Origin of the sequence: uncultured Nitrospira sp., from assembly GCA_902500695.1 — a bacterium.
Lineage (GTDB): Bacteria > Nitrospirota > Nitrospiria > Nitrospirales > UBA8639 > Nitrospira_E.
Genome location: CABVRQ010000097.1, coordinates 1 through 12,761 on the forward strand (window position 1 = coordinate 1; position 12,761 = coordinate 12,761).

Annotated in this window: 8 protein-coding genes; 4 read left to right on the forward strand and 4 right to left on the reverse strand. The window is 48.9% G+C overall.

Annotation, left to right across the window (positions count from 1 at the left end):
• Window positions 1-451 precede the first annotated feature (451 nt).
• Entirely contained in the window at window positions 452-3,985 is a 3,534-nt protein-coding gene (locus AAH187_RS16955) for a vitamin B12-dependent ribonucleotide reductase (RefSeq protein ID WP_342349665.1), read from the reverse strand.
• Between the two features lie 759 nt (window positions 3,986-4,744).
• Between AAH187_RS16955 and AAH187_RS16960 the strand changes: the two genes are divergently transcribed.
• Window positions 4,745-5,035 (forward strand): hypothetical protein, encoded by a 291-nt coding sequence (locus AAH187_RS16960; protein ID WP_342349666.1) that lies wholly within the window; start codon window positions 4,745-4,747, stop codon window positions 5,033-5,035.
• Window positions 5,036-5,041: 6 nt separating this feature from the next.
• Here the strand turns inward: AAH187_RS16960 and AAH187_RS16965 are convergent, their stop codons facing one another.
• Window positions 5,042-6,352: a TrkH family potassium uptake protein gene (locus tag AAH187_RS16965; RefSeq protein WP_342349667.1), complete on the reverse strand. Its 1,311-nt coding sequence runs from the start codon at window positions 6,350-6,352 to the stop codon at window positions 5,042-5,044.
• A 367-nt stretch (window positions 6,353-6,719) separates the two neighbouring features.
• Between AAH187_RS16965 and mtaB the strand changes: the two genes are divergently transcribed.
• The 3 genes from mtaB (at window position 6,720) to AAH187_RS16980 (ending at window position 10,846) form a co-directional block, all read left to right on the forward strand.
• Entirely contained in the window at window positions 6,720-8,105 is a 1,386-nt protein-coding gene (gene mtaB, locus AAH187_RS16970) for a tRNA (N(6)-L-threonylcarbamoyladenosine(37)-C(2))-methylthiotransferase MtaB (protein WP_342349668.1), read from the forward strand.
• 13 nt (window positions 8,106-8,118) lie between these two features.
• Window positions 8,119-9,492, forward strand: a complete 1,374-nt coding sequence (gene miaB / locus AAH187_RS16975) for a tRNA (N6-isopentenyl adenosine(37)-C2)-methylthiotransferase MiaB (RefSeq protein WP_342349669.1) — start codon at window positions 8,119-8,121, stop codon at window positions 9,490-9,492.
• 394 nt (window positions 9,493-9,886) lie between these two features.
• Window positions 9,887-10,846, forward strand: a complete 960-nt coding sequence (locus AAH187_RS16980; RefSeq protein WP_342349670.1) for an HDOD domain-containing protein — start codon at window positions 9,887-9,889, stop codon at window positions 10,844-10,846.
• A 211-nt stretch (window positions 10,847-11,057) separates the two neighbouring features.
• Here AAH187_RS16980 and AAH187_RS16985 read toward each other — a convergent pair whose 3' ends face one another.
• Together AAH187_RS16985 and AAH187_RS16990 are read right to left on the reverse strand one after the other, a co-directional pair.
• The gene (locus AAH187_RS16985; RefSeq protein WP_342349671.1) at window positions 11,058-11,570 is read right to left on the reverse strand and encodes a 2'-5' RNA ligase family protein; all 513 of its coding nucleotides are present in this window, start codon (window positions 11,568-11,570) and stop codon (window positions 11,058-11,060) included.
• Window positions 11,571-11,727: 157 nt separating this feature from the next.
• Window positions 11,728-12,474 (reverse strand): hypothetical protein, encoded by a 747-nt coding sequence (locus tag AAH187_RS16990; protein WP_342349672.1) that lies wholly within the window; start codon window positions 12,472-12,474, stop codon window positions 11,728-11,730.
• Window positions 12,475-12,761 lie beyond the last annotated feature (287 nt).

Below are 12,761 nucleotides of genomic sequence, written 5' to 3' on the forward strand. Positions count from 1 at the left end.
AAAACCTGAAGAAAAACCCGCACCGAAGGAGCTGCCACTTCCTTTACGGTCATGACTCTAGGGCTAAAATGCATCTATGGAATTCTGACCTTCCGGCGTTCTTTGAATGCAAAGAACGCCGGATAGATTTAACCCTTCGACTAATGGATTGATCATTCTTCCAGAGTGCCAGGCAAGACCAAAGAGAAATGAGTCTCCACAAAGAATTTTCTATTGAGTCTTATTTTTCAAGGCTTAATGGATTAAATCCTTGATCATTAAATGATCGTTTTTGCTTGCATCTCTGACAAGTCAAAGGTTCGGATAATTTTTTCCCGCGCAAGTCCGTTATCACAATGCCCGGATATGAAGCGGTACGGTGATACACCACAATATATTCTGTGCTGCATGTTTGGCATATGAATTTTTTCTTTATTGGCATGGCCGGCCTTTCTTTCATATCTAAAGTTTTTTACGAACACCCGTTGGTCGAGCCGCAGGTGTCACACTTTAAACAGGTCCCGTTTCGAACCATGGTGAACTGTTTGCACTCCGGACAGGGATCGCCTTCATAGCCTTTTTGCCTGGCTTCCTGTACTTCCGTGATGGTGAGGGTCTCGCGTTTCATTTCAACTTTTCTGGCGACTTTCCCATGCTCTCCGTTTTTCCCAACTCCGTTGCCCACCGATTTTCGAGAAGGAAAGATTTCGGGACTGATTGAGGTTGAGCTGAGGGAGCGTGGGTCCACTAAGCCTTCTTCGCCTTCATCCGGCATATCCGTTTCCTTCTTGAGGGCATCCACGCGAAGATCTTCAGGGGCGACCTGTTCCAAATCGTGCCGGTCCAAGTAGGTGATCGCCAGTTCACGGAAAATGTAATCAATGATCGAGGTCGACATTTTGATGTGGTCGTTGAGCTTAACCGGCCCGTTGGGCTCGAAACGGGTGAACACAAATGCGTCCACATATTCTTCAAGAGGGACGCCATGTTGGAATCCGAGGGAAATCGCAATGGCGAAACAGTTCATCAGACTTCGAAAGGCGGCTCCCTCTTTATGCATATCCAGGAAAATTTCTCCCAGGGTTCCGTCTTCGTATTCTCCGGTTCGGAGATAGATTTTATGACCACCGACAATCGCCTTTTGGGTATAGCCGGCTCGACGGGTCGGGAGGGGACGGCGTTTCGCCAGGTAACGGACCAGCACGCGGGAAGCCGCTTGTTTTGCAACGGAGGCGATGTGCTCATTTTGAGCAGATAAATCACCCCATTCACTGACGGTATTCAGCGGTTGGCTGAGTTTCGACCCATCCCGATACAGGGCCACGGCTTTGACCATGGAAGTCCAGGACAGCATATAGGCCTCTTTAACCGATTCCACGGACGCCTCGGCCGGCATATTGATGGTTTTGCTAATGGCCCCGCTGATGAATGGCTGGGCGGCTGCCATCATCCGGATATGGGCCGGTGGAGAAATAAATCGTTGTCCTATACGCCCGCACCGGTTGGCACAATCAAAAATTGGCAGATGTTCCGGTTTGAGATGTGGAGCGCCTTCAACGGTCATGGTGCCACAGCAAAAGTCCGTTGCCGCAAGAATTTCTTCCTGAGTGAAGCCGAGAATTTTGAGAATATTTAATTGAGGACTCTGAAGTTGAGATTCGGTCAGACCTAATTTTTCACGACAGAATTCCTCAGTGAGGGTCCATTTATTAAACGCGAAGTGAATATCAAAGGCTCCGTCCAGCGTGGCCTCCATGCGTTCCAATACCGCACGGTCAAATCCTTTGGTTTGCAAGGTATCATGGTTGATAAAGGGGGCTTGTTTGAGTGTCCGGGTCCCCGTCGCATAGGTGATGATATCTTGAATCTGGCTTGAGCTGTATCCCAGATGCCGTAAAGCCGGTGGAAGACTTTGATTGATAATTTTAAAGTAGCCACCCCCGGCCAGTTTCTTGAATTTGACCAGGGCAAAATCCGGCTCGATTCCGGTGGTGTCGCAATCCATGACTAAGCCGATTGTGCCGGTCGGCGCGATGACGGTGGCTTGTGCGTTTCGATACCCGTATTGTTCACCCAGTTCCAATGCCCGGTCCCATGATGTTTGCGCGGCTTGTACGAGGGTTTGAGGACATTGCTCAGGTTGTATGCCTATTGGCGGGATGGTGAGCCCCTCATATTCATCATGCGGAGCATTGTAGGCTGCTCGACGATGGTTCCGCATGACTCGAAGCATGGCTTCGGCATTACGTGGATAGGCGTTAAAGTGCCCTAATTCTTTGGCCATTTCTGCGGATGTGGCATAGGACTCCCCGGTCATCAGGGACGTAATGGCGCCACTCCAGGCTAAGGCCTGTGGCGAATCATAGGGAATCCCAATTTTCATGAGAATGGAGCCCAAGTTGGCATAGCCGAGACCGAGGGTTCTAAAGGCAAAGCTTTTTTCGGCAATCGCGCGGCCGGGGAATCCTGCCATCAGCACGCTGATTTCCAGGACAATCGTCCACAACCGGACGGCATGTCGAAAGCCGTCAATATCAAACTGTCCTTCTGTTGTCAGGAATCGCCCTAAATTGAGGGAGGCCAGGTTGCAGGCGGTATCATCTAAAAACATGTATTCGCTGCAAGGATTCGAGGCATTAATCCGACCATCCTGGGGACAGGTGTGCCATTCGTTAATGGTAGTGTCATATTGCACGCCGGGATCGGCGCAGATCCAGGCCGCCCAGGCGATTCGATCCCATAATTCTTTTGCCGGCATGGTCTTGCAGACTGCACCGTCGGTGCGTCTGGTCAACTTCCAATCCCCGCCTGCCTGAAGGGTCTCAAAAAATTCATTCGGAATTCTGATGCTATTATTCGAGTTTTGCCCGGAGACCGTCTGATAGGCTTTGCTATCCCAATTGGTGTCATATTCATGGAACACGAAATGGGTAAACCCTTCCTGGGCGTAGCTGAACATCCGGTGAATATAGGGTTCAGGCACCGCGACTTCCCGTGCGGCTTGAATTGCCTCACGTAAGGAATGGTTATCTCGGGGATTGGTATCGACCTGGGTGCTCCCGTCCTGACGTGGGGCGTGACAGGCTTTTAAGATGGCGTTCAGGTGACGTGCGCAGACTTTTGATCCGGTGACCATGGCCGCCACCTTTTGTTCTTCTATAACTTTCCAATCAATAAATTCTTCAATATCGGGATGATCTAAATCCAGGCACACCATTTTGGCGGCGCGGCGAGTCGTCCCTCCCGATTTAATGGCACCAGCGGCCCGATCGCCGATTTTGAGAAAGGACATGAGTCCTGACGATCGACCGCCTCCGGATAACGATTCTCCATCGGCCCGTAATTTGGAAAAATTGGTACCGGTTCCAGACCCGTATTTGAACAGGCGGGCTTCCCGAACCCACAGATCCATAATCCCGCCTTCATTGACCAAATCATCAGAGATCGATTGGATAAAGCAGGCATGGACTTGAGGGCGCTCATACGCGTTGCGGGCTTGTTTAACCCTATGGGTATTTGGGTCCACGAAGAAATGTCCCTGTGAAGGTCCAGACAGGCCGTAGGCAAAGTGGAGTCCGGTGTTAAACCATTGGGGAGAGTTCGGCGCGGCCATTTGCCAGGCCAACATGTAACTCAGTTCGTCTTTAAAGGTTTCGGCATCTTCAGGAGTATCAAAGTAATGATGGGTCGTGCCCCATTCCGTCCAACAGCCTGCCAGTCGATGGAACACTTGCCGCGCATCACGTTCCCCTCCCAGCAGGGGGCCACCTTTCTCATTGAGGACTGGATGTCCTTGATCGTCAAATTGGGGAACCCCGGCTTTACGAAAGTATTTTTGGGCTAAAATGTCCACTGCCAGTTGAGACCAATGTTCCGGTGCCAGAATGTTGTCTTGATGGAACACGGCCGAGCCATCCGGGTTCCGGATTTCTGAGGATCTGGTTGAGAAGGGAATGGTCTGATACGGACTTTCACCCGTTTTTGTGAATCGACGGTCAATTTTCATGTAGAGCTCCTTTTGGAAGAGACTGAAAACCTGAGGGGTAATTCTTCGGTCATTTTTTCCGCCTCATCTGGCATCCCTGCCTTCCAAAGAGAGCACAGTGGAATTGTGCCTCTTTACTGCCAAGTATGCTCTCACGGAACGTGGAGTTCATACAATAAGCAGTGCAACCAGAAGCCATCAATGCAGTGTTTCGGCGAATGACTGGCCTCTAGCAGGAAAGAATTGGCTTCTGCCAAATGCCTGCACACATCAAGGAAAATAGGAAAAATGAAACCGGAAGAAATAATTGGTATAAACCAATGGCCCACAATCTATAGCGGATAGAAAAAAATGTCAATACTAAATGTTGTGACTGGTGCCTACTTGATGGGGATTTCTGTGCAGAACATGTGAGTTCAAAAAACTTAATATTTCGTGCGGAGTTCTGAATGAATTTTTATGGTTATCAACAGCCTGAAATTCTAGCCAAACAAGTTATGCACACGAAGACTATTCAAGAAGTAGAAAAATTGCTAAAAATTTTCAGATTGCCGTTTGTGGTTCTCACGACAATTCGTCAAACATCAATAATCAAAAAGGTCATAGAGGAAAAAATGAGTTCGGAATGAAAGAGGTCACGACGGGATCGACAGGACGTCTCTGGGAGAACATTTTGATTTGCTGCGGTATCATATGCCACGTTAAGAGGTTTGTGGCAGGTGGACCAGCTATGGTCCATGGGAGATTAGGAGGCCTATTTTTTGAAGAAGGAGCCGAATCATGTATGTGTGGAGTAAACCCTTGGTTTTTGGGTTAGTGTTGGCGTTGGTCTTGTTAGAGGGAATGTTTTTTCTCATGATCGGGGAGGGAGGGGAAAGCCAGTTACATGTTCGAACGACTCAATGGATTACGGCCAACTATGTGTTATTAATGATTTGGATCTTTGTCTGGATGTATGATCAAGCAAGGGTGAGAGGGAAAAATGTGTGGTTGTGGATCCTGCCCTTTGCCTTGTTCCCACTGCCGACGCTGGCATTTTTTATTTTTAGACTTCAGCGGAGGATTGCCTGAGCAGATTTACCCGATAATCACTCGGGCCTTGGCATATCGATAGGGCTTGCTGACTATGGTCTTTATGGCAAATAATCCGATCATCAATGGGCCGAACCGGCCCAATAGCATGGACAGCATAATCATGCCTTTTCCAAAATCGGTAAAGAGTGCTGATAAGCTTAGTGTTTCGCCATTTCCTAAAGACATGCCCACAATGCCCATGGCCGATGTGACCTCAAACATCAGGAATAAAAACGGTTGCGACTCCGTAGAATCCAACAGGAGGGTCATGCCGGTAATCATGACAAAAGCGAGGATGGTGAAACAAAGGGCTCGGGTAATGAGGTCCTGAGGGATTCGCCTGTGAAAGATTTCGACGTCTTTATCTCGACGAAGCATGCTTAACATAGTTAGGAATACGATGGCGGCAGTGGTTGTTTTAAGGCCTCCTGCCATACTGCCGGGCGATCCTCCGATGGCCATTAGTAATAACAGGAAATAGAGTGTGGCATCCCGCATGTCGATGATGTCCATCGATGTAAACCCTGCGGTACGGGAAACTGAGTGAAAGTAGGAAATTGTCAGCTTTGTTCCGATGGAGGCGGATTGGAATGTGGAGGGATTGTTCCACTCCAATATGGTAATGCCTACGGTTCCACCCACGATAAGCAGGGCGGTGGTGACCAACACCAATTTGGTGTGTGTCTGTAGACGAAACCGTTGCCCACGAAGATAGCCGAGAAGATCTTCAAAGACAAAAAAGCCGATGCTTCCGAAGATCACTAAAATGGTGATAATTCCATTGATGGTCCAGTCAGTTTGAAAGGACTTAAAGCTATCAGAAAAAAGGGCAAACCCGGCATTATTAAATGCCGAAATGGCATGGAATATTCCGTAATAGGCGGCTGTCCCCCATGAAACGTCGACGGCAAAGCGAAGCGTGAGCAACAACGCGCCTATACCCTCCAACCCTAAGGTAATTATGGCGACTAGCTTCACGAACCGGACCAATCCCTGTAAATCCATGGTATTCATCGATTCGCTGAGCATCATCCTGTCTCGTAACCCAAGTCGACGCCCCAATATGAGCAAAATCATTGTGGCCATTAACGCGTATCCTAATCCTCCAATCTGAATCAACCCGAGAATCACGCCTTGTCCAAACAGGGTGAAATCTTGTGGGGTATCCATGACGATGAGACCCGTCACGCAGACGGCCGAGGTTGCAGTGAAGAGCGCGTCAAGGAATGAAATGTTCACTCCGGGATGCGTGGCAAATGGAAGCATGAGCAGGCAGGCACCGAAGACAATGAGCCCGAGGGCAGCTAATGCCACAATTTGGCCAGGTGGTAACCGAAAGCCGACAAAACGAGCTATCAGGAGTCTTCCGAAACCGTCACTCATTGGGTAAGGAGAGAGGGTTTGTTTGAATGTGAAGCAGGATGGGCGGATAGGGTCATCTGGTTCGAACCAATAGGAATGCCAGGCTTGGATCCACATCCAAACACAGACTTTTTGTCATAAAAAATAGAAATGAGGTGGGAGACAAATTTGACAGACGATAGATGACTGTCGGGTAATCCCCGAATGGGCCAAATTGCATTATGATTCTCAAAAAATACTAGCATGTTCGGTCGACAATGGAAACCTGGTTCCCCGCTGCCTTGTTGTGCGGAAAGGCCTTCTTTATAATGGCATGCCTATGAATTCTGAGGATTTTCCACAACCCCAACCGCGGGTGACGTTGTATACGTTAGGGTGTCGACTCAACCAGGCTGAAACGGCTGTCCTCAAGGACGGGTTTCACCAAAGTGGGTTTCTCCCGGTAGAATTTGGTCAGGAAACGGATGTTTTTGTAATCAATACCTGCACAGTCACGGAAGGGGCTGAGGTGGATTGCCGACGAATCGTTCGCCAGGTCCTCCGTCATTCCCCCCACGCCTTTGTAGCGGTCACCGGGTGTTATGCCCAGACCGGCCTTGAAGTGCTCCGCCGCATGGCCGACATTGACCTCATTGTCGGCAATCAATTCAAAATGCGGCTTCCTGAGATCATTCCACCATTTTCTCAGCTCAAAAAACAGCCTGTGCCACTAGTGCATCATGGGCGGATTGATCCAGAGAATTTTTCGATAGAAGGCGTAGGAGCCTATACCACCACTCGCGCAAATGTGAAAATCCAGGACGGGTGTCAGTTTATGTGTTCGTTTTGCCTGATTCCTTTTGCCAGAGGCCGAGAGCGGAGTCGGTTTCTGGATGATGCGGTTCGTGAGGCGGAGGAATTGGTAGAAAGAGGGCATCGGGAGTTAGTGCTGACGGGGGTGAACATCGGACAATATCGGGATGGAGTTGCCGACCTCCTGGTGCTCATTCAACGATTTGAGGCCATTAAAGGCCTGGAGCGGATCCGTATTTCCTCAATTGAACCCACGACAGTTCCTGAGAGTCTTCTGGACTATATGAGCAGTTCCACCAAGCTGTGCCGGTATTTACATGTGCCCTTACAGAGCGGAGACGATCGTATATTGGAGGCCATGAATCGGCGTTATTCGGTTCGAGAGTATCAGGAAGCCATGGAATCTGCTCTGAAGCGGATTCCAGATCTGTGCTTTGGCACGGATGTGCTGGTGGGGTTTCCTGGGGAGGGCTCACGAGAATTTGCGAATACGGAAGCGGTGGTCCGGGATCTTCCTTTTGCGTATTTGCATGTGTTTAGCTACTCGCCCAGGCCCGGTACCGCCTCGACCAAGTTGCCGCATGCTGTGTCTCCAATAATGACGAAAGAGCGGAGTCGGGCATTGCGGGAAATATCCGAGCACAAGCGAATGGCTTTCCATCAGCGGTTTTTAGGGCAACGAGTCTCGGTGTTATTTGAAGCAGCGGAATCCGAGGGCTATTGGCCAGGGCTGACGGATAATTATATTCGTGTGGCCGTTCGTTCTCCATATCCGCTGCGTAATACCATTCAACCGGTTGTCGTAACCGGCATGATGTCGGGTACCACGTTGGGATTGCTGGAGCCATCTTCTGAATTCTCTCCCCCGGCTAAGGATCTGTTTTCTGTTTCTTCACTTGTGTGCGTTTCATAGAAAGGCGATGGTTGTGAGCGGATCCCCTTTACTCATCCCTACCAGCTTGAAGGCTCGGACCTATCTGCCTGAAAAAGGGAGTTATCAGGTGTATATGGAGACCTTCGGGTGTCAGATGAATGAATATGATTCGGAAATCGTTCGTTCATTGTTAAAAACCCGCGGATTTCAATTTACTCCGTATGATAATGAAGCCGATGTTATTCTGTTTAACACCTGTGCCATTCGAGAGAATGCCCATAATCGCGTGTATGGCCATTTAGCCCGTTATACCAATAGAAAACAGGAACGAGGCTTAGTCATCGGGGTGTTAGGCTGTATGGCTCAGAATCTGAAACAAGAGCTGATGGATACTCGATCATTCATTGATGTGCTGGTCGGGCCAGATGGATACCGGCGACTGCCCGATCTTCTCATGGATGCGCTGGAGCATCGCAAACGAGGGTTGGCCGTTGATCTGTCCGAATACGAAACGTATGCCCACATCGTTCCGGACCGGCCGGCTGGAATTAATGGATGGATTGCGGTGATGCGGGGCTGTGATAATTTTTGTTCCTTTTGCGTGGTGCCATATACGCGTGGACGAGAACGTTCTCGAGACCCGGAGGGGATTATTCAGGAAGCCCATCAATTGGTCAGTCAGGGAGTTCGGCAAATCACCCTATTGGGGCAAAATGTCAATTCTTACCGGTCCGGGGAGTGGGATTTTGCCAGATTGTTAATAGCGGTTGGGGATGTTCCCGGGATTCAGCGTGTGCGGTTTATGTCTCCCCATCCCAAAGATTTTCCGCCAGCCCTGCTTGAAGCCGTTGCGGAGCATCCCGCCATCTGCAAAACGATTCATTTGCCGCTGCAATCGGCCAATGATCGAATTCTGGAACGCATGGGGCGGGGATACACTCAAAGAGAGTACCGTAAGCTGGTTGAGGCCATTCGGAAGAAAGGCCCACTTGTTTTGACCACCGATCTCATTTGTGGGTTTTGTGGAGAAACCGATGAGGAGTTCCAGGAGACCTATCGTCTCATGCAAGAGGTGGGATATCAGGCGGCGTTCGTATTCAAATATTCTGAACGAAAGCACACGATTGCGGCCAGAAAATTTGTGGATGATGTTCCTGAGCAGGTGAAGGGATATCGGACGAATCAGATCGTCGAATTGCAAAAAGAAATTTCCCTTTCAAAAAATAAAGAACTCATCGGCACCACTGTGGAGGTTATGCTGGAGGGGCATTCCAAAAAATCTGATCTTCAATGGATGGGACATAGCGACCACAATGTGACGGTTGTCTGGCCCAAGGGTAACGAGGTCCGTCAACCAGGAGACCTGGTGCCCGTTCTTGTCAGGGATGCTTCGCCTTCCACCCTTTATGGGCATATCCAATCCTGATGGATTTTGTGTGTTTCCGGTAGCCCAAGATTCTTTTTCCCATCTTCATTCCCTAAATCTCTGATTTTTCTGCGATTCCTTTTGTTTAAATCCTCCCAAGTTGATTTTTCCTGGTTTGCCGTCGTGTGTATGAGGGAAATACCGGCCCCATCGTAAGCTGGTTTCTACCTCAAGTCAGGTGCTCATTGTCCGATAAAACCTTTGATTACTTGTAGATTTCCGGTCGTATTCCGGAGCGGATTGTCCTTCAACTACCTGGTGCTCATTCGGAAAAGAACTCCCCATACAATCGATCTAAGGATTTAAGCCAAGACGGTGATATGTCTGAATGATCGGGTTTCGAAGGGATACTGTTATGGTGAATGGTGATAAAAGCCATGAGGTTTGACGAATAATGGATCCCCAGATTCTGCAACGTATAAAAAATTGCAAGACCCTTCCGGCAATTCCCGCGTTGCCCTTACAGGTACTCCAACTGTGTCGGGATGAGAGGACTACCGCCCAACGTATTGGTGACGTCATAAGCAAAGACCCTTCTTTTGTTGCCAAGTTGTTGAATGTGGCCAATTCCAGTTTTTACGGGGGCAGTCGTCATAAAGTGACGACGGTCACCCATGCGGTGACGTTATTGGGCATGAATTCTATTGCTACCTTAGCGTTTTGCTTTTCGTTATATCGAGACTTGCGAAAAAAGGGTGGCGGAGCGTTTGATCATACCCATTTTTGGCATCGATGTATTTTGGCGAGTTTGGCCGCGAAGATTTTGGCCAAGCGTGTCCGGGTCACGAACGAAGAAGAGGTGTTCCTTGCTGGATTATTACAGGACCTGGGCGTGCTGGTAATGAGCGAGGCGTTAGGCATGGAATATGGGTTGATATATAAAAAAGCTGCGCAGGACCATCAGGCACTTGAGGCGTTGGAACAAGATCGATGGAAAACGGATCATTGCGAGATCGGGGCATGGTTGGCCGAGACGTGGGAATTGCCAGAATTATTGCGAGAATCCGTCAAAGGAAGTCATGACCCTTCCTTGGCGTCCAGTAGCGATGAGGTTTCCCGGTTAACTATTCAATGTGTGGCGTTGTCGGGGCGGTTGGCTGATATGTGGTGCCACCAACAGCCGGAGGTGGCTATACAATCGGCTATCCAATTCTCAAAGGAGCTTTTGGACATTGAACCTGACGGACTTGTGGAAGTCGCAAAACAAATTGCTGACGGAATCCCCGATATGTCCAGCTTTTTCCAGATCAGCCTGGGTAAACCCGAAGACATTCAAAAAGTGTTGGATAATCTTGACCAAATCGTAACGGGTATCTCTCCATCCGAAATGTCAGAACCAATCCCTGCCTTATAAGGCAGGGATTCCTCCAACGTTTCCCTGCGGTCTACCTCAGCATTCAATCGGATTTGTTCCAGTCAGGGAAATGGATTTGTACGTGACTTCCAATGCCGGGTGGATGGCGGGACAGGTCCTGACATGTACAAGGAAATGACGAAGACTTGACCTGGGAGGTCTTAAAGCGCAACGCGCCTCTATTCACGTCATGGGTAGAGGGAAGGAGAGTTTATCCACTTAAGGGAACTGTCAGCATTGAGGTCCAGTCCATGGGATGTTCGCTCTTGGACCGGATAAGGTGGAATCTGTTGACTGTGAAATTGAGGCGTAAAACTTGAGATAAAGCTGACGTGATTTTGTCTTTCAGTTCAATGGAATAATGACCATATAATAGGCTGAGATGGGGCATATAGGGGCCGGGATCCTTGACGAACAGACTTCTTGCCAGTTCATGTGCATTCAGTAGTGCTGGAGTCATCTGAGTTTTTAAGAAAACACATTGAAAGTACTGATCACCATAGGCAGGTTCAGTCAGAAGAATATTAAAAGATGGAAGCAATCCTCCGAGTTCTAAGCATCGAACGGATATAGCCTCCTCTGTGCCTGGAAGAGAACCTAGGAGCGTCACATGCGGGTCGAAGACTGGAGCGTGATACGCTTTGCTCAAGTCGGTAATGGTCTTCATGAGAATGTCATAGGCCTGACCAGTAGGTGCCAGCCAAAGGTGATAGGTATTTGCCACATGCACCTTTCAGAATGATGAGAAGGGCTTGAAGGATGAACCAGGGTGTTGGAGCAACGGGATATGTCCCTCGTCTTGCGGGTTGCCTTGGCTGGGATGCCCGGCGTTCCGAGGAGGTTTCCGGACAACACGTTTTCGTTTGGTCCAAAGGCGTATTCTAGGTAGGGCTCTTTCCTTTTGAATTTGAGGGTTTGATTCCGGTCCAGATAAGCAGCCCTCCACTGATGATCAATGCCAATGGAACAAGCATCAATACAAAGAGGTTTCCCCTGGCTTGCCATGCCGCTGTGCCCATTGTTCCGCCTACAAAGGCCAATGCGGTGCCGAGTGTGATCACGATAACCCTGATGATAAAAAATGCTATCTGCTTGACCTTGCTTCGAGGTGCTTTTGGACGGTCAGATTCTCTATCAAACAACAGTGTTGGTCTGGTGGACCTGGTGTTCCTGTGCTCTCCCTTTATGCCTGGTCCGGCAAGTGTTTTCTCGTCATCGTTTTTTTTCCTGATGGGCCCAAGGATTTGAAACCGGACGGCAATGAACCCTTGATTTGCGACAGAGATGTGATCCAGCCTGAGTTGCAAAAATGGCCAAAGCCCGCTAGTCACAATTTGTTTGGCAACATCATCAGGAACATACCCCAACATATCCCGTTTTGTAGAAAATATTTGCTCTGATACCCCAAATATCTTGATGGCATGAGGGTTCTGGGGATTGCTCGGTTCCTGTTCCCAGTCCAACAGGTGATTGGAGCCTTGGATAAATTGCCAGACAATGGTCTGCCGGTCTTGAATGCCCTGAATCTCAATGTTTTCATAGTAGATTTCATACCCGACTTGAATTGGAGGCAAGAAGGAAATGCCTTCAGGCATGACAATATTCTGACGGTTTTTTCGTTCCGACATGCTTCAGCCGTACCTATTTCGTTGATTTAAAGGTGGGAAGTGGTGACTTCTCTCTCGAGAAAATGTCCTTTTATCTATTTCTTTCAACAGGGTCATCTCTTTGGGCATACTGCATAGAGCTTGGAACAACTCCGATCAAGCCACGCTCCTTACACCATACAAAAATTATGGGGTAAAGGAAATGCATGGAAAAATTCGTAGCCAATTGACATATTGTCCTAGCGCTGGGGTTTTGCTTGACCCACTGGAAGAGTAGGGAACGCCCTACAAAATATTAGCTTACTAGG

Bases quoted from the DNA above. Each gene is read 5' to 3' on its own strand.
- AAH187_RS16955 (WP_342349665.1), bottom strand. From the start codon at position 3,985: ATGAAAATTGACCGTCGATTCACAAAAACGGGTGAAAGTCCGTATCAG.
- AAH187_RS16960 (WP_342349666.1), top strand. From the start codon at position 4,745: ATGTATGTGTGGAGTAAACCCTTGGTTTTTGGGTTAGTGTTGGCGTTG.
- mtaB (WP_342349668.1), top strand. From the start codon at position 6,720: ATGAATTCTGAGGATTTTCCACAACCCCAACCGCGGGTGACGTTGTAT.
- AAH187_RS16980 (WP_342349670.1), top strand. From the start codon at position 9,887: ATGGATCCCCAGATTCTGCAACGTATAAAAAATTGCAAGACCCTTCCG.
- AAH187_RS16990 (WP_342349672.1), bottom strand. From the start codon at position 12,474: ATGTCGGAACGAAAAAACCGTCAGAATATTGTCATGCCTGAAGGCATT.